Source organism: Pseudenterobacter timonensis, from assembly GCF_900021175.1.
Classification (GTDB): Bacteria; Pseudomonadota; Gammaproteobacteria; order Enterobacterales; family Enterobacteriaceae; genus Enterobacter; species Enterobacter timonensis.
In genome coordinates this window covers 614275-634338 of the sequence record NZ_FCOP01000010.1, presented here as the reverse complement: position 1 = coordinate 634338, position 20064 = coordinate 614275, and the positions used below count along the sequence as shown (strand labels likewise).

The 20064-nt window shown below is 57.7% G+C and carries 15 protein-coding genes; 4 read left to right on the top strand and 11 right to left on the bottom strand.

Features of this window, described 5'->3' with window-relative positions; genetic code table 11:
• Nucleotides 1-85: 85 nt before the first annotated feature.
• From mazG to rlmD, 3 genes are all read right to left on the bottom strand, one after another.
• Nucleotides 86-877, bottom strand: a complete 792-nt coding sequence (gene mazG / locus BN3796_RS05430) for a nucleoside triphosphate pyrophosphohydrolase (RefSeq protein WP_061707357.1) — start codon at nucleotides 875-877, stop codon at nucleotides 86-88.
• Nucleotides 878-948: 71 nt separating this feature from the next.
• On the bottom strand, nucleotides 949-3180 hold the full coding sequence (relA, locus tag BN3796_RS05425) for a GTP diphosphokinase (protein ID WP_061707356.1): 2232 nt from the start codon (nucleotides 3178-3180) through the stop codon (nucleotides 949-951).
• A 51-nt stretch (nucleotides 3181-3231) separates the two neighbouring features.
• Complete coding sequence (rlmD, locus tag BN3796_RS05420; RefSeq protein WP_061707355.1) at nucleotides 3232-4530, bottom strand: 23S rRNA (uracil(1939)-C(5))-methyltransferase RlmD; 1299 nt, start codon at nucleotides 4528-4530, stop codon at nucleotides 3232-3234.
• 57 nt (nucleotides 4531-4587) lie between these two features.
• On the opposite strand from rlmD, the gene barA reads away from it, so the two are divergent.
• Nucleotides 4588-7347 carry a two-component sensor histidine kinase BarA gene (gene barA, locus BN3796_RS05415; protein ID WP_061707354.1) on the top strand — a complete coding sequence of 920 codons (2760 nt, stop codon included), beginning with the start codon at nucleotides 4588-4590 and terminating at the stop codon, nucleotides 7345-7347.
• 127 nt (nucleotides 7348-7474) lie between these two features.
• Here the strand turns inward: barA and BN3796_RS05410 are convergent, their stop codons facing one another.
• The 8 genes from BN3796_RS05410 to syd form a co-directional block, all read right to left on the bottom strand.
• On the bottom strand, nucleotides 7475-8614 hold the full coding sequence (locus BN3796_RS05410) for a glycerate kinase (protein ID WP_061707353.1): 1140 nt from the start codon (nucleotides 8612-8614) through the stop codon (nucleotides 7475-7477).
• Between the two features lie 78 nt (nucleotides 8615-8692).
• A complete protein-coding gene (gudD, locus tag BN3796_RS05405; RefSeq protein ID WP_061707352.1) occupies nucleotides 8693-10030 on the bottom strand; it encodes a glucarate dehydratase in 1338 nt (445 codons plus the stop codon).
• Nucleotides 10031-10047: 17 nt separating this feature from the next.
• Nucleotides 10048-11388 (bottom strand): enolase C-terminal domain-like protein, encoded by a 1341-nt coding sequence (locus tag BN3796_RS05400; RefSeq protein ID WP_061707351.1) that lies wholly within the window; start codon nucleotides 11386-11388, stop codon nucleotides 10048-10050.
• Nucleotides 11389-11390: 2 nt separating this feature from the next.
• Entirely contained in the window at nucleotides 11391-12743 is a 1353-nt protein-coding gene (locus tag BN3796_RS05395) for an MFS transporter (protein ID WP_061707350.1), read from the bottom strand.
• Nucleotides 12744-13080: 337 nt separating this feature from the next.
• Nucleotides 13081-13530 carry a flavodoxin gene (locus BN3796_RS05390; protein ID WP_061707349.1) on the bottom strand — a complete coding sequence of 150 codons (450 nt, stop codon included), beginning with the start codon at nucleotides 13528-13530 and terminating at the stop codon, nucleotides 13081-13083.
• An 11-nt stretch (nucleotides 13531-13541) separates the two neighbouring features.
• Complete coding sequence (gene truC / locus BN3796_RS05385; protein WP_061707348.1) at nucleotides 13542-14330, bottom strand: tRNA pseudouridine(65) synthase TruC; 789 nt, start codon at nucleotides 14328-14330, stop codon at nucleotides 13542-13544.
• Nucleotides 14327-14656, bottom strand: coding sequence for a YqcC family protein (locus tag BN3796_RS05380; protein WP_061707555.1), 330 nt, complete (start codon nucleotides 14654-14656; stop codon nucleotides 14327-14329). Before BN3796_RS05380 ends, truC begins: the two co-directional genes overlap by 4 nt.
• A gap of 626 nt (nucleotides 14657-15282) precedes the next feature.
• Nucleotides 15283-15828 carry a SecY-interacting protein gene (gene syd / locus BN3796_RS05375; RefSeq protein ID WP_061707347.1) on the bottom strand — a complete coding sequence of 182 codons (546 nt, stop codon included), beginning with the start codon at nucleotides 15826-15828 and terminating at the stop codon, nucleotides 15283-15285.
• A gap of 69 nt (nucleotides 15829-15897) precedes the next feature.
• Here syd and queF point away from each other — a divergent pair, with 69 nt between their 5' ends.
• The 3 genes from queF (at nucleotide 15898) to BN3796_RS05360 (ending at nucleotide 20012) form a co-directional block, all read left to right on the top strand.
• Complete coding sequence (gene queF / locus BN3796_RS05370; protein ID WP_061707346.1) at nucleotides 15898-16740, top strand: NADPH-dependent 7-cyano-7-deazaguanine reductase QueF; 843 nt, start codon at nucleotides 15898-15900, stop codon at nucleotides 16738-16740.
• A gap of 127 nt (nucleotides 16741-16867) precedes the next feature.
• Nucleotides 16868-18232, top strand: a complete 1365-nt coding sequence (gene ppnN / locus BN3796_RS05365; protein ID WP_061707345.1) for a nucleotide 5'-monophosphate nucleosidase PpnN — start codon at nucleotides 16868-16870, stop codon at nucleotides 18230-18232.
• A 490-nt stretch (nucleotides 18233-18722) separates the two neighbouring features.
• Complete coding sequence (locus BN3796_RS05360) at nucleotides 18723-20012, top strand: HAAAP family serine/threonine permease (protein WP_061707344.1); 1290 nt, start codon at nucleotides 18723-18725, stop codon at nucleotides 20010-20012.
• The last annotated feature ends 52 nt before the right edge of the window (nucleotides 20013-20064 follow it).

Here is a 20064-nt window from a genome sequence, read left to right as displayed (position 1 = left end):
CCCCTTTTGGACAAAAGTTTTTGACGCAAATCAAGCGCTTGTCATTTAAAAAATCATACAAAATGCGCTTGATCGCAAAAACCCGTTAGAGATCATGTTCCTGGCGTTTTACCTCCTGCCAAACCTCTTCCATGGTTTCCAGGTCAACGCCCCCCATTTCCAGGCCACGGGCGGTGACGATACGCTCCACTTCACGGAAGCGGCGCTCAAATTTGCGGTTCGCTTTCTGCAGCGCGGTTTCCGCTTTTACCCCTAAATGGCGCGACAGATTCACGGTGGCGAACAGCAGGTCGCCAACTTCCTCTTCCAGTTTCGCCTCATCCACCACCGCCTGCTGCGCCTCGTGCATCACTTCATCTATCTCTTCATGCACCTTTTCCAGCACCGGGCCGAGGGTTTTCCAGTCAAAACCTACCGCCGAGCAGCGCTTCTGAATTTTATGGGCGCGCATCAGTGCGGGCAGGCTCAGCGGAATGTCGTCCAGCGCGGAGTACTGGGATTTTTCCGCGCGCTCGGCGGATTTAATCTGCTCCCAGCGGACCAGCACCTCTTCGCTGTTACCTGCCGTCGCATCGCCAAAAATATGCGGGTGGCGGCGCTCCAGCTTGTCGCTGATGGCGGCGCAAATATCGCTGAAGTCGAAACGCCCCTCTTCCTGGGCCATCTGCGCATAGAACACCACCTGGAACAGCAGGTCGCCCAGCTCGCCGCGCAGGTCTTCGAAATCTTCGCGCGAAATGGCGTCGAGCACTTCATAGGTCTCTTCGAGCGTGTAAGGCGCAATGGTGGCGAAAGTCTGCTCTTTATCCCACGGGCAGCCGTTTTCCGGGTCGCGCAGGCATTTCATGATGGTGAGCAGGCGGTCGATTTGAGTCATTTTTCTGTCCTGATAAAAAATAAACGCCGGGTGGCGGCTGCGCCTTACCCGGCCTACAAGAGAAAGTGGCATTAACCGCCGTGCAGACGTCGTGCGTCAATCACATCCGGCACCTGGTTGAGTTTGCCGAGCACGCGGCCCAGCACCTGCAGGTTATAGATTTCGATGGTCATATCGATGGTGGCTAGCTGCTCCCGCGTGTCGCTGCGGCTGGCCACCCCCAGCACGTTCACCTTCTCGTTGGCGAGGATCGTGGTGATATCGCGCAGCAGGCCGCTGCGGTCATTGGCGGTGACGCGCACCACCAGCGAATAGCCGGAGGAGTAGCTCTCGCCCCAGACCGCATCGACAATGCGCTCCGGCGCGTGGGACTGCAGCTCGGCAAGCTGTTCGCAATCGGCGCGGTGAATGGAGATGCCGCGTCCCTGGGTGATAAAGCCCACGATATCATCCCCCGGAATCGGCTGGCAGCAGCGGGCGATATGGTGCATCAGGTTACCGACGCCTTCCACCACGACGCGGCCGTTATCCCTGGTGCGCTGCTGAGGCGCGTAGGTTTTCTGCTGCAGCTGCTTCAGCGCCGCGGCATCCTGCTCCTCCGCGCTGGGCTTATTAAACTGCGCCTGCAGGAAGTTGACCATCTGGTTAAGGCGAATATCGCCGCCGCCGATGGCCGCCAGCAGTTCGTCCAGCTCGTTAAAGTTGTAGCGCGGCAGGAGGAATTTTTCCGCCTCCTTGAGACTAATGCCCACGCGCTCCAGCTCATCATCGAGGATCTGCCGGCCCGCAAGGATGTTTTTATCGCGATCCTGCTTGCGGAACCAGGCGTGAATTTTTGAACGCCCGCGGCTGGTGGTGACGTAGCCGAGGTTCGGGTTTAACCAGTCGCGGCTCGGGTTGGGCTGCTTCTGGGTGATGATCTCTATCTGATCGCCCATCTGAAGCTGGTAGGTGAACGGCACAATGCGTCCGCCGATTTTCGCGCCGATGCAGCGGTGGCCGACATCGCTGTGGATATGGTAGGCGAAATCGAGCGGCGTGGAGCCGGCAGGCAGATCCACCACATCCCCTTTCGGGGTAAAGACATAGACCCGATCGTCAAAGACCTGGCTTCGTACCTCGTCGAGCATTTCGCCGGAGTCCGCCATCTCTTCCTGCCAGGCAATCAGCTTACGCAGCCAGGCGATGCGATCCTCATGGCCCGAACGCACCCCGCCGGTGGTCCCCTCTTTGTACTTCCAGTGCGCCGCCACGCCCAGCTCGGCGTCCTCGTGCATCTGTTTAGTACGGATCTGGATCTCCACCGTTTTACCACCGGGGCCAAGCACCACGGTATGAATCGACTGATAGCCGTTCGGTTTGGGGTTTGCCACGTAGTCGTCAAACTCATCCGGCAGATGGCGGAAGTGAGTGTGTACTATCCCCAGCGCCGCATAGCAGTCCTGCAGACGCTCGGCGACGATACGCACCGCCCGCACGTCGAACAGCTCATCAAACGCCAGATGCTTTTTCTGCATCTTGCGCCAGATGCTGTAGATATGTTTCGGGCGGCCATAGACCTCGGCTTTCACCCCCTCTTCTTTCATCGCCTTGCGCAGCCCGCCGACAAACTCGTCGATGTAGTGCTCGCGGTCGATGCGGCGCTCGTGCAGCAGTTTAGCGATCCGCTTGTACTCCGCCGGGTGCAGATAGCGGAAGCAGTAATCCTCCAGCTCCCACTTAAGCTGGCCGATACCCAGCCGGTTCGCCAGCGGCGCATAGATATTGGTACACTCTTTCGCCGCCAGCACGCGCTCATCTTCCGGCGCATCTTTTACTTCCCGCAGATGGGCGACCCGCTCGGCCAGCTTGATGACCACGCAGCGGAAATCGTCCACCATTGCCAGCAGCATGCGGCGAACGTTATCCACCTGTTCAGAGGAGACGGCGTCGGTATGGGTCGCCTTAAGCTGGCGAATAGCCGCCATGTCGCGCACGCCGTGAATAAGCGCCACCACGGGCTTGCCCATGCTTTCGCGCAGAACCTCTTCGGTGACAACTTCAGCATCCGCCAGCGGAAAAAGCAGCGCCGCCTGCAGCGTTTCGATATCCATACTCAGCATGGAGAGGATTTCCACCATCTCCACGCCACGCCAGAGCAGCAGCTCCGCGTCAGGATGGCCCTGCGTGGTGCGCAGACAATAATTCCAGGTTTCGGCTAAGCGTTCACATGACTGCTGGCTGGAAATACCCAGACTTGCGATCCATTTTTGTGGGTCAAACTCACCAGCTTTATTGAGATGTGCACTGCGTACCGCAACCATTGTCCTCTCCTTTAGGGACCAGGGCCTGTCGAATTCGGCAAGCCAAACTAATTAGATCTGCTCAAACAACACCATCGATTCCAGATGTCCAGTGTGCGGGAACATATCCAGCATTGCCAGACGCTGAATTTGGTAACCTGCCGCCAGCAGCGCCTCGCTATCCCGCGCAAGCGTTGCCGGGTTACAGGAAACATAGACCACGCGGGCCGGGGCGAGCTTAATAATATGCTTCATCACCCCAGGCGCCCCCGCGCGGGCCGGGTCGAGCAGAATTTTATCGAAGCCCTGCTTCGCCCACGGCTGCCGGGTAACATCCTCTTCCAGGTTCTCATGAAAGAAGGTAACGTTCTCCAGACCGTTCTGCCGGGCGTTTTCGCGCCCCTTATCGACCAGCGCCTCTACCCCTTCCACACCGACCACGCTCTGCGCGCTTTTCGCCAGCGGCAGGGTAAAATTCCCCATTCCGCAGAAGAGATCGAGCACCCGGTCCTCCGGCTGAACATTAAGCCACGCTATCGCGGTCGCCACCATCTGCTGATTGACGCCATCATTCACCTGAATGAAGTCGCGCGGGCTGAAGGTTAAGCGTAGCCCGTCCGAGGTATACCAGGGCGCTTCGCCGCTGACCTGCTCAAGTATCTCGCTTTGCGGCGCGAGAAAAAGCGCAAGGTGATGAGAATGCGAAAAGCGTTCCAGTTTTTCGCGATCGTCGCGGGTGAGCGGCGCGGTATGGCGCAGCACCATCAGCGGTCCGTTGTCGGCCAGCACCAGCTCCACGTGGCCTAGCGCGCCTGCGCCCTGCAATTGCGAAAGGCACTCCCGTAACGGGAGCAGGAGCGCCTCAAGCTGGGGCACCAGAATGGGACATGCCCTGACGTTAACAATGTCGTTTGCGCCCGCCTGGCGAAACCCCATCTCCAGCAGCCCGCTTTTAGGCTGGTAGTTCAGGCTCAGACGCGCGCGGCGGCGATAGCCCCAGGGTTCGCCCGCGATAATCTCGTTGACCTCATGGCGCAGTAAACGCGCCAGCGCGGCGCTTTTGCTGCGCTGCTGGAGGGCAACGCTCGCGTGCTGTTGCTGGCAGCCGCCGCAGACGCCAAAATGGGGGCAACGGGGCGCCACGCGATCGGCGCTGTCGTTATAGCGACGTTTTACCTGGCCGCGGGCAAACTGGCGCTTGTCCTCCGTCACGGTGACGTCAGCGCGCTCTGTCGGCAGCAGGCCGGGAACAAAAAGGGCTTTGCCGTGATGCCGCGCCACCCCCTGACCAAACGGGTCCAGGTCCGTGACGTCAACGGTTATGATCTGACGCGTCGTCACGCGTCGTTTTGCAGAGTAGAATTGCGCCATCGCCGAGATTTTTCTCAAATAAACATAATGACTCTAATTGTCCCATAACGGAACGCCATGACCAACTACAGCCTGCGCGCGCGGATGATGATTTTGATCCTCGCTCCGACCGTTCTCATCGGCTTGCTGCTCAGCATCTTTTTTGTTGTGCATCGTTACAACGACCTGCAGCGCCAGCTGGAGGATGCCGGTTCCAGCATTATTGAGCCGCTGGCCGTCTCCAGCGAATACAGCATGAATTTGCAGAACCGGGAGTCGCTCGGGCAGCTTATCAGCGTGCTCCATCGCCGCCACTCGGACATTGTGCGCGCCATTTCGGTCTACGATGAGCATAACCGGCTCTTTGTCACCTCCAACTTTCAGCTTGATCCCGGCGTGCTGAAGGTGGCGGATGGCTCGCCGCTTCCCAAGCGGCTAAGCGTGACGCGCTATGGCGACATTATGATTCTGCGCACCCCGATCATCTCGGAAAGCTACTCCCCCGACGAGTCGGCGCTGTCAGATGCCAAACCAGGCAATAATATGCTGGGGTATGTGGCGCTGGAGCTGGATCTGAAATCGGTGCGGCTGCGGCAATATAAAGAGATTTTCATCTCCAGCGTGATGATGCTGTTTTGTATCGGTATTGCGCTGATCTTCGGCTGGCGCCTGATGCGCGACGTCACCGGCCCGATTCGCAATATGGTGAATACCGTTGACCGCATCCGCCGCGGGCAGCTCGACAGCCGCGTCGAGGGTTTTATGCTTGGCGAGCTGGATATGCTGAAAAACGGCATCAACTCGATGGCGATGTCGCTGGCCGCCTATCATGAAGAGATGCAGCACAACGTCGATCAGGCGACCTCCGATCTGCGCGAAACGCTGGAGCAGATGGAGATCCAGAACGTCGAGCTGGATCTGGCGAAAAAGCGCGCCCAGGAGGCGGTGCGCATTAAGTCTGAGTTCCTTGCCAATATGTCCCACGAGCTGCGTACCCCGCTCAACGGGGTGATTGGCTTTACCCGTCTGACGCTCAAATCGGATCTTAATCCCACCCAGCGCGACCATCTGCATACCATTGAGCGCTCCGCCAACAATCTGCTGACCATCATTAACGACGTGCTCGACTTCTCCAAGCTGGAGGCGGGCAAGCTGATCCTCGAGAGCATCCCCTTCCCGCTGCGCAGTACGCTGGATGAAGTGGTGACGCTGCTGGCGCACTCCTCTCACGATAAAGGGCTGGAGCTGACGCTGAACATTAAAAACGACGTGCCGGATAACGTTATCGGCGATCCGCTGCGCCTGCAGCAGGTGATCACCAATCTGGTGGGCAACGCGATTAAGTTTACCGAAAGCGGCAATATTGACGTGCTGGTTGAGAAGCGGGCGATTAGCCATAACAAAGTGCAGATAGAGGTGCAGATCCGCGACACGGGTATCGGCATTCCCGAGCGCGATCAGTCGCGGCTGTTCCAGGCCTTCCGCCAGGCGGACGCCAGCATCTCCCGCCGTCACGGCGGAACGGGGCTGGGGCTGGTAATCACCCAAAAACTGGTGAAAGAGATGGGTGGCGATATCTCCTTCCATAGCCAGCCGAGCCGGGGCTCTACGTTCTGGTTCCATATCAATCTCGACCTGAATCCGAACGCGATTATCGACGTACCGGCTACCGACTGCCTGCGCGGCAAGCGCATCGCCTACGTCGAACCGAACCCTGCCGCCGCCCAGTGCACGCTGGATATTCTGAGCACTACTCCGCTGGAGGTGATCTACAGTCCCACCTTCTCCGCGCTGGCGGTGGAACATTACGATATTCTGCTGCTGGGGATCCCCGTCACCTTTACCGGCGAGCTGACGATGCAGCAGGAACGCCTGGCGAAGGCTGCCGCGATGACCGATTATCTGCTGCTGGCGCTGCCGTGCCACGCGCAGCTAAACGCCGAAGAGCTGAAAAACGACGGCGCGGCCGCCTGTCTGCTGAAGCCGCTTACCTCCACGCGCCTGCTGCCCGCGCTCACCGAGTATTGCCAGCTTAACTCTACGGCGCTCCCTCTGGAGATGGAGGATTCGAAGCTGCCGATGAGCGTCATGGCCGTGGATGATAACCCCGCCAACCTGAAGCTTATCGGCGTGCTGCTGGAGGATCAGGTGCAGCACGTTGAACTGTGCAGCAGCGGCATACAGGCGGTGGAACAGGCGAAACAGATGCAGTTCGATCTGATCCTGATGGATATTCAGATGCCCGATATGGATGGTATTCGCGCCTGCGAGCTGATTCGCCAGCTTCCCCACCAGCTGCAGACCCCGGTTATCGCCGTTACCGCGCACGCCATGGCCGGACAGAAAGAGAAGCTGCTGAGCGCCGGAATGAATGACTATCTGGCGAAGCCCATCGATGAGGAGAAGCTCCATAGCCTGCTGCTGCGCTATAAGCCCGGCCTGGTCGCTACCCCCTGGGTTTCGCCGCCGGCGCCCGAGGAGATTACCATCAACCCGGACGATACCTTCAACTGGCAGCTGGCGCTGCGGCAGGCGGCGGGTAAGCCCGATCTGGCGCGGGAGATGCTGCAGATGCTTATCGCCTTCCTGCCGGAGATCCGCAACAAAGTGGAAGAACAGCTGGTAGGTGAAAACCCGGGCGATCTGTTGAACGCGATCCACAAGCTCCACGGTAGCTGCGGCTATAGCGGCGTGCCGCGGCTGAAGAATCTGTGCCAGCTGCTGGAGCAACAGCTACGTTCCGGCACGCCGGAAGCCGAGCTGGAGCCAGAGTTTCTGGAGCTGCTGGATGAGATGGATAACGTCGCGCGGGAAGCGAGCAAGGTACTGGGTAATTAAAAGCCGTAGCGGGGGGAAAGCGTATCGAGCGTGACAGGCCCCTCACCCCGGCCCTCTCTGCGGAGTGGAGAGGGGGAGAACCGTGTCTGGCTCCTCTCCCCTTCAGGGCGAAGAGGAAATGCGTGCGTTACAGCTGCTCTCCAATCTGAATTGTCGCCGCGATATTGCGTGCCGCCATGCGCACGTTTGCCGCGGCGTTTACCAGCGCATCCTCCAGCGAGCAGATGGTGTAGATAACGCTGAATACCGCGTCGAGCCCGTGCTGGTGCACCACGCCGACGTCGGCGGTCAGGCTACCGGCAATACCTATCACCGGTTTGTTGTAACGTTTAGCAACCTTCGCCACCCCTACCGGCACTTTTCCGTGGATGGTCTGGCTGTCGATGCGCCCTTCGCCGGTGATCACCAGATCCGCATCGGCGACCGCTTTATCGAGCTGGAGCGCGTCGGTGACAATTTCAATCCCCTGGCGTAGCTGCGCGCCGCAAAAGGCGCAAAGCGCCGCCCCCATGCCCCCCGCCGCGCCGCCGCCCGGCAGGTTAAGCACATCTTTATCGAGGTCACGGGCGATAAGCGCCGCGTACCGTTCCAGCGCGGCATCCAGCCGGGCGACCATCTCCGGGGTCGCCCCTTTCTGCGGGCCAAACACCGCCGAGGCGCCCTGCTCTCCGGTCAAGGGATTGGTGACATCGCACGCCACCTCTATCCGGCATTCAGCGAGGCGTTTATCCAGTCCGCTAATATCAATTCTCGCCAGTTTCTCCAGCTCGCCGCCGCCCTGCCCGATGCTGTGACCATCGGCGTCCAGCAGCCTGGCGCCGAGCGCCTGCACCATACCGGCGCCACCGTCATTGGTCGCGCTGCCGCCGATACCGATAATAATATGTTTCACCCCGCTATCGAGCGCGTGACGAATCAGCTCCCCCGTCCCCCAGGAGGTGGTTTTGAGGGGATTACGCTGTGAAGGCAGGACCCGCTCCAGTCCGCTTGCCGCCGCCATTTCGATAAATGCGCTCCGCTCATCGCCGGAGACGCCATAAAAAGCTGGTACTGCGGCCCCCAGGGGGCCGGTAACCTCAACATGCACAAGTCGGCCTGCGGTGGCGGCGACCATCGCCTCGACGGTCCCTTCCCCGCCGTCTGCCACCGGCAGCTTTACGTACTCTGCATCGGGCCAGATATCGCGAAAGCCCTGCTCAATGGCCGTAGCCACTTCGAGAGCGCTCAAACTTTCCTTATATGAGTCGGGAGCTATCACAATTTTCATAGGGCATCCTTACGCATGTTGACTGTTATAAGCATACATTAAACGAAGGACCGCATTTTGGGAGCGGTCCCAGTTCATTTAGCGTACCATGCACGGGCGCTTATTGTCGAACGTCCAGTTCGGGATCAGATACTGCATCGCCATCGCGTCGTCACGCGCGCCCAGCCCATGCTTCTTATAGAGCTCGTGCGCTTTCATGAGCTGATCCATATCCACTTCTACCCCCAGACCCGGCGCGCTCGGCACCTGAACCATACCGCCTTTGATCTCAAACGGCTGTTTGGTCAGACGCTGGTTGCCTTCCTGCCAGATCCAGTGGGTGTCGATGGCGGTGATATTGCCCGGCGCAGCCGCTGCCACATGGGTGAACATCGCCAGCGAGATATCGAAGTGGTTGTTGGAGTGAGAGCCCCAGGTCAGGCCAAACTCATGGCACATCTGCGCCACGCGCACCGAACCCTGCATAGTCCAGAAGTGCGGGTCCGCCAGCGGAATATCGACGGACTGCAGAGAGAGGGTATGGCCCATCTGACGCCAGTCGGTGGCGATCATGTTGGTTGCCGTCGGCAGGCCGGTGGCGCGACGGAACTCCGCCATCACCTCACGTCCGGAGAAGCCCTGCTCCGCGCCGCACGGATCTTCAGCATAGGCCAGGACGCCTTTCAGCTGCTTACCAATCTTAATCGCCTCATTTAAGGACCACGCGCCGTTAGGATCCAGGGTGACGCGCGCCTGCGGGAAGCGTTTCGCCAGCGCGGTAATCGCTTCGGCTTCCTCTTCACCCGCCAGTACACCGCCCTTCAGTTTGAAGTCGTTGAAGCCATATTTTTCATAGGCTGCTTCAGCAAGGCGCACTACGCCGTCCGGGGTCATCGCCTCTTCGTGACGCAGGCGATACCAGTCGCATTTCTCTTCCGGCTGGCTCTGGTAAGGCAGCGCGGTCTGTTTACGGTTGCCCACGAAGAAGAGGTAGCCCAGCATCTCCACTTCGCTGCGCTGTTGCCCTTCACCCAGCAGCGACGCCACGTTAACGCCCAGGTGCTGACCGAGCAGATCCAGCATCGCCGCTTCGATCCCGGTCACCACATGGATGGTGGTGCGCAGGTCGAAGGTTTGCAGGCCACGTCCGCCAGCGTCGCGATCGGCAAAGGTGTTACGCACCGTGTTTAGCACATTTTTATATTCACCCAGGGTTTTCCCCACCACCAGCGGAATGGCATCCTCCAGCGTCTTGCGGATCTTCTCACCGCCAGGGATTTCGCCCACGCCGGTGTGACCGGCGTTATCTTTAATAATGACAATATTACGGGTGAAGAACGGGGCGTGCGCGCCGCTCAGGTTCATCAGCATACTGTCATGGCCCGCAACGGGAACCACCTGCATGGAAGTCACAACGGGGGAAGAAAATGTGGTCATGGTCTGATCCTTTTAATTTACTGACGACCAAACGCAGGGCGTTTACGGTCAAATGTCCAGCCGGGAACGAGATATTGCATCGGACCGGCATCATTACGGGCGCCGCCAGGCAGCTTTTTATACCATTCGTGGGCCCTGAGAAGCTGATCCCAGTCCAGCTCCACGCCAAGCCCCGGCGCATCCGGTACGGCAATCTTGCCGTCTTTAATCTGTAGTGGTTCTTTCGTCAGGCGCGCTTCGCCCTCCTGCCAGATCCAGTGGGTGTCGATAGCGGTTGGCGTACCCGGCGCCGCGGCGCCTACGTGGGTGAACATCGCCAGCGAAATATCGAAGTGGTTGTTGGAGTGGCAGCCCCAGGTCAGGCCCCAGTCGTCACACAGCTGCGCCACGCGCACCGCGCCGGAGAGGGTCCAGAAGTGCGGGTCTGCCAGCGGAATATCTACCGCGTTCAGCATCACCGCATGGCCCATCTCCCGCCAGTTGGTGGCGATCATATTGGTGGCCACCGGCAGGCCGGTTGCGCGCCTGAACTCCGCCATCACCTCGCGTCCGGAGAAGCCCTGCTCGGCGCCACAGGGATCTTCCGCGTAGGTCAGCACATCGTTTAGCCCTTTACACAGGCGGATAGCCTCATCAAGCCGCCAGGCGCCGTTAGGGTCGACGGTGATCCGCGCATCCGGGAAACATTTTTTCAGGGCGCGCGCGCTCTCGATCTCTTTCTCGCCCGGCAGCACGCCGCCCTTGAGCTTGAAGTCTTTAAAACCGTAGCGATCCTGCGCCGCCTGCGCCAGGCGGACCACCGACTCGCTGGTCAGCGCCTCCTGATGACGCAGGCTGTACCACTCGTGGTTGCCCGGCGAACGCGCCAGATAGGGCAGATCGGTTTTGTTACGATCGCCGATGTAGAAGAGATAGCCCAGCACGGTCACCGCGTCGCGTTGTTTTCCTGGTCCCAGCAGTTCGCAGACCGGCACGTTCAGCGTTTTGCCGAGCAGATCGAGCAGCGCCGCCTCCAGCGCCGCCACGGCGTTAACCCGCAGTTCGAAGGTCCATGCGCCTTTGCCAAAGGTATCAAAGTCAGCGGCCTGATTGCCTTTATGCACGCGCTGAACCACCTTGTTCAGACGGGCGATCTCCTGCCCCACCACGGCAGGAATCGCGTCAACCAGCGTCTGGTAAATCACTTCGCCGCCCGGCGCTTCACCTACGCCGGTATTCCCGGCGCTGTCGGTGAGTACCACAATATTACGGGTAAACCATGCGTTGTGCGCCCCGCCAATATTGAGCAACATGCTGTCCTGTCCGGCGACAGGGATAACCTTCATTTCAGTAATAATCGGGCTGGATTGCGTGCTCATGATTAACGCTCCACCACAGGTTTCAGTTCAATACGTTTGATATTGCCCACCAGTACCAGGTAGCTCATGATTGCCACCAGCGCATGGATACCGACATAGATCAGCGCGCCGTTAAAGGAGCCTGTGGTGCCGACGATATAACCAATCGCAATCGGGGTGACAATGCCGGAGATGTTGCCAAACATGTTGAACAGACCGCCGCTCAGGCCGCTGATCTCTTTCGGCGCGGTATCCGCCATAACAGCCCAGCCCAGCGCGCCAATCCCTTTGCCGAAGAAGGCCATCGCCATAAAGCCGATGATCATCCATTCTGCGTTGACGTAGTTACAGAAGACCATGGTCATGGAGAGGAGCATACCCAGCACGATAGGCGTTTTACGGGCGATATTCAGCGAACCGGTGCGACGCATCAGCCAGTCGGAGATCACCCCGCCCAGCACGCCGCCGATAAAGCCGCATACCGCCGGAACAGAGGCGACAAAGCCCGCTTTCAGGATCGACATGCCGCGCGCCTGCACCAGATAAACCGGGAACCAGGTGATAAAGAAGTAGGTTAAGGCGTTAATGCAGTACTGGCCCAGATAGATGCCCACCATCATGCGGGAGCCGACCAGCTGTTTGATTTGGCTCATCTTTTGACTGAACGGCACTTTTACCTTTTCGCTCTTCTGATCCATATTGATCAGCGCACCGCCTTCAGCGATATAGTCCAGCTCCTTCTGGTTTACGCCCGGATGCTGGTTCGGTTCATAAATCACTTTCAGCCAGATAAAGCTGATGATGATCCCCAGCCCACCCATGAAGAAAAAGACGTGTGACCAGCCCACCTCGTGGGTCAGCCAGCCCATTACCGGGGCGAAGATGACCGTAGCGAAATATTGCGCGGAGTTAAAGATAGCAACCGCGGTGCCTCTCTCCTGCGCCGGGAACCAGGCGGCGACGATACGGCTGTTGCCCGGGAAGGATGGCGATTCAGCCAGACCGACCAGGAAGCGCAGCGTAAAGAGCGCCGCAATAATGCCAAAGCCGCTGAAGATATCGACAAAGCCCTGCAGCAGGGTGAATACCGACCAAATGAAAATTGACCAGAAATAGACGCGCTTGGAACCAAAGCGGTCAAGCAGCCAGCCGCCGGGGATCTGCCCTATGACGTAGGCCCATGAAAACGCCGAGAAAACGTAACCCATACCGACCGGGTCAAGACCGATCGCTTTTGCCATTTCCGAACCCGCTATCGACAGCGTGGCGCGGTCACCGTAGTTAAAAGAGGTGACAATAAACAGCATCACCACTATCCAGTAACGAGCGTTAGTGCGCTTTTCCGCGCTGCTCGCCGCTTGGCTTAATGTACTCATCGTTGTACTCCTGAAGCCTGGTTTGTGCCAGATCCATTCTGAACAGCTCAACCTGCAGGGTAGACAGAATGGGAGAGGTTAGTGTTTTGCAGTTTTGGTTCGGCTTAGCGCCGTTTTATTGTGCGAACTGCCTTTTATTAACTGACAGGAAAAGTATAAAAAAGGGAGTCGTACTCTCTCACCGTGCAACAACACAACATTCAGCCGCAGGTTTGACGTGGTTTGTGGCAAAAGCCTAATAGAGTGGAAGGTGCTTCACGAAAATGACAAGGGAGGCGTTAATAATGGCCGGCAGCCTCCGGCCAGAGGAGAGAAAAAATTTGCCCGCAACGGGGCATTAATTAAGCAGAGTTGCCCACTGTTCGACCCAGGGGTTGGATTCGCTTTCCGGCTCCGGGTGTTCACTGGCGTCGATGAGCAACATCTCCCCCACGCGACGGGCGTGCTGCTCCTGCAAGAGCGCGTCGAAACGCTTGCCGCCACCGCAAAAACTGGCGTAGGTGCTGTCGCCTAAGGCGATAATGCCGTAGCGCGTTTCGGGCTGGTATCCCAGCTTCTCTTTCATCGCTTCAAAGAGCGGCACGATGTTCTCCGGCAGATCGCCCTGACCGGTGGTAGAGGTAACCACCAGCACATACTGGCCCTGATATTTGACCCAGTCCGCCAGCTCAGGATCTTCATACACCGTCGCCTGATGTCCCTGCGCTTTCAGAATGGTCTCGGCCTCTTCCGCCACCAGCAGCGAATTGCCATACATTGTGCCGACGAAAATACCCACTTCAGCCATCTTTTACTCCCTTAATTGTCGCTAATGGTTCCATCCTGAACGCTGGCTGGCGTAAACTCAACCCTTTCATTTTTGGGGAGTTGGCCCAGCCAGCCAAACTGTGACAACGCCTGCATCCATACCGTATCAAACCCGGCGCGGAGGGTCAGCGGCTCGCCGGTGAAGGGGTGCGTCAGGCTCAACTCACTTGCGTGCAGCATCAGCCGGTTACAGCCAAAATGCTCCGCCGCGCTGCGGTTCTGGCGCAAATCGCCATGCTTACTATCGCCGATAATAGGATGGCGCAGATGGGCAAGGTGACGGCGCAGCTGGTGCTTGCGGCCCGTTTTAGGCTCCAGCTCGACAAGGCTGTAGCGGGTGGTGGGAAATTTACTGGTGGCGACCGGCATTTCGGTGGTGGCGAGGCCGCGATAGTCGGTAACCGCCGGCTGAGGACCTTTATCGTCACGGGCGAACTTGTCGGCGATCTTATCCAGCTCCTCTACCAGAGGATAATCAAGCCGGGCGGCATCGGTCAGCCAGCCGCGCACGATGGCGTGGTAGCGTTTCTGAATCTGGTGCTGCTCGAACTGCTGCGCCAGCAGGCGCCCAGCTTCGCTGGAAAGCCCCATCAGCAGAACGCCGGAGGTGGGCCTGTCCAGACGGTGGGCGGTAAAGACGTGCTGGCCTATCTGGTCACGCACGGTCTGCATCACCACCACTTTTTCGTCACGATCCAGCCAGCTACGGTGCACCAGCCAGCCGGAGGGTTTGTTGACGGCGACCAGCCACGCGTCCTGGTAGAGGATCTCAAGCGTCATGCATCGTCACCGGCGAACAGCTTATCCAGCTTCTGCAGCTCGATAAGTACCACCTCGCGCGCCGGATGCGCCTCCTCCAGCGCCATTTCGTAATAGGGTGAGACGGCAAAAGCCTGCGGCAGCGGCTGCCCCGCATCGATCAGCGCATGCATACGCGGGATCAATACCCACTGCAACCATTCAAGTGGCGCAAGGGTATCCAGGCAGAATGGCTGAGTGCTGGCGAATGCCTCAGGCTGCGGCGCAATCTCCTGCCAAAGCGCGCGATCGCGCAAAAGCGTTTCAAGGGCGTGCAAACGGGAACGGACGCTGTCGTGGCGAGTCATGAAAACCTCAACTGAAAAACTGAACGGCGGGAAGCATAGCACCGCAGAGAAAAGAAATAAAAAAAGGGAGCACTGTAAAAACAGTGCTCCCGGTTCGTTTCGCAGCATTCCGGCTACTTTTCTTGCTCCCTGCTCATCCTTGACAACTTTTCCTGCGCCCGAAGGCGTGTTATTCCATTAACAGCCGCATCCTGCCCACATCATCCTGAATGTGCGTGTTTCATCCTGAAACATCCTGGCTATCCTGGCCCACCGTTCATCCTGACCGGCTCTCATTCTCCTTCCTGGAGGTGTCCCTTACGCATCCTGCGCGATCCTTGCTTCATCCTGAAGCCTTCCTGAAGCGCCATCCTGACGTGTCCTGTAAGAAACGCCATCATCCTGATGTTCGTTTCTTGCGTCGTCATCCTGTCGACAGATATAGAATCGTCTATTCCGCCTCGTCTTACAAGCCATGCGATAAACCTTACAGAGCGTGCAGAAGCATAAAAATAGAAGAAACTTTTCACTATCTTACTGAAAAGTAAAAATTATTAAATGTGATGCGCGCCAGAGCAGACGAACGATTACGCCGATCTCCTACAAACCTTGTAAGAGATCTCTCACAAACTCAGTAGCAATACGGATTACAGAAGAGGCTCAAGCTGGTTAAGAAAGTCCGCAAGGGAGGGGGCGAGCACGGTGCGACGGGCGGTACCCAGCGTCTCTTTGACAACTTCGCCGGTCAGGTTGCTGACGGCGATAACCTCCAGTTCGTTCTCCAGCGTGGCGATAAAGAGCGTCGGCGAAAGCTTCAGCCTTTTTTGCATCACCAGATGGCCGATAAGATTCTCCTGTACGCGCAGGTGATCTTCTTCACTCCAGGTCTGGAGCAGCGTCAGCGTCTCGCTGGCGAAACGGGCGGGCATATCTCCCGCAAACTGTGTGGTATAAAAAATTTGGACCGCAGGTTGTATCACAAGGTCCATCGCCCGTTCAACCGCATTTAGCCCTTTTTCCGCACTAAAAGGCTGTGGCTGCCAGATAATCGCGTCATCCAGAGTGGTGATAATGCAGGGAGAAGGCACCCCATAGAGCGCTTCGCTTTGCGGCCAGCTGTTGCGGTTCTCAAGCCAGGCGTCGCAATAGCGCGTGGTAAACGCCGTCAGGGCATTTGCAGTCTCAATATCCACCGATTTCTCTCTTCTTCAAAGACAGGATAAACTCAGCGCTATAGTTTACCTGTAAAGTGGCAATGAAACATGTCCTATGAAAATCACCAGGCGTTAACGGGCTTAACGCTGGGTAAAACCACCGATTATCGCGATACCTATGACGCCAGTCTGCTGCAGGGAGTGCCCCGCAGCCTGAATCGCGATCCGCTGGGGCTGAGCGCCGATGCGCTGCCTTTTACCGGAGCGGATATCTGGACCCTCTATGAGCTCTCCTGGCTGAATGCCCGCGGCCTGCCGCAGGTGGCGGTCGGCCATGTGGAACTGGATTACGCCAGCGTCAATCTGGTGGAGTCAAAGAGCTTTAAGCTCTATCTCAACAGCTTTAACCAGACCCGCTTTGACTCCTGGGAGGCGGTACAACGCACGCTGGAGCGCGACCTGAGCGCCTGCGCCCAGGGCAAAGTCACCGTTGCGCTCTATCGTCTGCAAGAACTGGAAGGCCAGCCCATCGCTCACTTCCACGGCGTCTGCATTGACGATCAGGAGATAGACATCGATAACTACGCTTTTAGCACCGACTATCTGCAAAACGCTGTCGGCGGCAAGGTGTTGGAAGAGACGCTGGTCAGCCATCTGCTAAAATCCAACTGCCTGATTACCCACCAACCGGACTGGGGCTCCGTGCAGATCCGCTATCGTGGGCCGCAGATCGATCGCGAAAAGCTGCTGCGCTATCTGGTCTCTTTCCGCCATCACAACGAGTTTCATGAGCAGTGCGTGGAGCGCATTTTCAATGATATCCAGCGCTTCTGTCAGCCAGAAACGTTGAGCGTCTATGCGCGCTATACCCGTCGCGGCGGTCTGGATATCAACCCGTGGCGCACTAACACCGATTTCGTTCCGGCCACGGGCCGTCTGGTGCGGCAGTAATATCCGCGCCGGAAAGTAAATTTTTTCTCAATATGCGAAAGCGATTGTGCGCCTGAGGTTGTGAAAGGTCATATGCCAGGGCTATTGTAAACAAGGTAAGACGATTTTCGTCCCGTAAGGAGCTCACTTGATTACACATATTAGCCCGCTTGGCTCAATGGATATGTTGTCGCAGCTGGAAGTGGACATGCTAAAACGCACGGCCAGCAGCGATCTTTATCAACTGTTTCGCAACTGTTCTCTTGCTGTTCTGAACTCCGGAAGCCTGACCGACAACAGCAAAGAGTTGCTCTCCCGCTTTCAAAACTTTGATATCAACGTGCTGCGCCGGGAGCGCGGCGTGAAGCTGGAGCTTATCAACCCGCCGGAAGAGGCTTTTGTCGACGGACGGATTATTCGCTCGCTCCAGGCTAACCTCTTTGCCGTTCTGCGCGACATCCTGTTCGTTAACGGACAAATTCATAACGCGGCCCGCTTCCCGAACCTGAATCTGGAAAGCTCGGCGCATATTACCAATCTGGTGTTCTCGATACTGCGTAACGCCCGCGCCCTGCACGTCGGGGAAGCGCCATCGATGGTGGTCTGCTGGGGCGGTCACTCGATCAACGAAACCGAATACCTCTACGCCCGCCGCGTCGGTACGCAGCTTGGGCTGCGTGAGCTGAACATCTGCACCGGCTGCGGGCCGGGCGCGATGGAAGCGCCGATGAAAGGCGCCGCGGTGGGCCACGCCCAGCAGCGCTATAAAGAGGGCCGTTTTATCGGCATGACGGAGCCGTCGATCATCGCCGCCGAGCCGCCTAACCCGCTGGTGAACGAGCTTATCATCATGCCGGATATCGAGAAGCGTCTTGAGGCGTTTGTGCGCATCGCTCACGGCATCATCATCTTCCCGGGCGGCGTGGGAACTGCGGAAGAGCTGCTCTATCTGCTCGGTATTCTGATGAACCCGGCCAACAAAGAGCAGGTGTTGCCGCTGATCCTGACCGGGCCGAAGGAGAGCGCCGACTACTTCCGCGTGCTGGATGAATTTATCGTCCATACCCTGGGGGAAGCGGCCCGCCGCCACTACCGCATCATCATCGACGATGCGCCGGAAGTGGCCCGCCAGATGAAAAAAGCGATGCCGCTGGTGAAAGAGAATCGCCGCGACACGGGCGACGCCTACAGCTTTAACTGGTCGATTCGCATCGCGCCCGATCTGCAACTGCCGTTCGAGCCGACGCACGAGAAGATGGCTAACCTGAAGCTCTATCCCGATCAGCCGGTTGAGGTGTTAGCCGCCGACCTGCGTCGCGCCTTCTCCGGCATTGTCGCCGGCAACGTGAAGGAGATGGGGATCCGCGCCATAGAACAGTTCGGCCCTTATAAAATTCACGGCGATCGCGAAATGATGCGCCGGATGGACGATCTGCTACAAGGTTTTGTCGCCCAGCACCGTATGAAGCTGCCCGGCTCCGCCTATATCCCCTGCTACGAAATCTGTGCCTGACTTTCCTGCCCGGCACGCTGTCGCCTGCCGGGTTTTTCCCCTTTAGCCCGCCTGCCAGTGCAACATGAATAGCCATTTATTATGAACGCAATCGATTACCTTCCCTTCTTAAGCCGGAAATTATCATCCTTAAAGGCCATTACCCACCCGAAAATCCTAAAAAGCCATTTCTTTGCAGCGAAACGCTCGTAACTTACTGCCCTGACCTTCACGGCATATGTTGTTAATGGTAGCCTTCGCGCCCGTAAATTCGCTCTTACGTTTTGATAACAGTTTTTTGGTCTATTTATACCCACTGCGAAAGGGGATTATTGCATTTGAGATCGCGATCACTGATACATTCATTACTTAAATGTATCTTTCCGCCCGCAAATAGTTACGCGAAAAAATTATAAGAAAAGCGTGTTTGAACGAATTTCATATTACCGTCAGGCATTTTGGCATCAGAAATGACTAGAAACCTGACAATTTGCTTCCTCAGGAGAAACAGATGGAAACGACTCAAACCAGCACCATTGCTTCGACAGAAACCCGAAGCGGCTGGCGCAAAACGGATACGATGTGGATGCTTGGCCTGTACGGTACGGCTATTGGCGCAGGTGTCCTCTTTTTGCCAATCAACGCAGGCGTAGGCGGTCTGATTCCGCTTATCATTATGGCGATCCTCGCCTTTCCGATGACCTTCTTTGCCCACCGCGGGCTGACCCGTTTTGTGCTCTCCGGTAAAAACCCGGGCGAGGACATCACCGAAGTGGTGGAAGAGCACTTTGGCGTGGGCGCCGGTAAGCTGATTACCCTGCTCTACTTCTTCGCCATCTACCCTATTCTGCTGGTCTACAGCGTGGCGATCACCAATACCGTTGAAAGCTTTATGGCGCACCAGCTGCACCTGACGCCGCCGCCACGCGCCATCCTCTCTCTGATCCTGATTGTCGGCATGATGACCATCGTGCGCTTTGGCGAGCAGATGATCGTTAAGGCGATGAGCATTCTGGTATTCCCGTTTGTTGCCGCGCTGATGTTGCTGGCGCTCTATCTGATCCCGCAGTGGCACGGCGCCGTGCTGGAGACCCTCTCCTTTAGCGGCGCTTCCGCTACCGGCAACGGCCTGATGATGACCCTGTGGCTGGCTATCCCGGTGATGGTCTTCTCCTTTAACCACTCGCCGATCATCTCCTCCTTCGCAGTGGCGAAGCGTGAAGAGTATGGCGACGGTGCCGAGAAGAAGTGCTCCAGCATTCTGGCGCGCGCCCACGTGATGATGGTATTGACCGTTATGTTCTTCGTCTTTAGCTGCGTACTGAGCCTCTCTCCGGCTGACCTGGCGGCGGCGAAAGCACAAAACATCTCCATCCTCTCTTACCTGGCGAACCACTTTAACGCGCCGGTTATCGCCTGGATGGCGCCAATCATCGCGATGATCGCTATCACCAAATCCTTCCTCGGCCACTACCTTGGCGCGCGCGAAGGCTTTAACGGTATGGTGATTAAATCTCTGCGCAGCAAAGGCAAGAGCATTGAAATCAACAAGCTGAACAAAATCACCGCGCTGTTCATGCTGTTGACCACCTGGGCGGTGGCGACCCTGAACCCGAGCATCCTCGGCATGATCGAAACCTTGGGCGGCCCGGTTATTGCGATGATCCTCTTCCTGATGCCGATGTACGCCATTCAGAAAGTGCCGGCGATGCGCAAGTACAGCGGCACTGTCAGCAACGTGTTCGTTGTGATCATGGGCCTGATTGCCATCTCCGCCATTTTCTACTCGCTCTTTAGCTAACACCTTTTGCGCCGTCTCAGGGCGGCGCACCTTTCCTCTCTGACTGATAGCC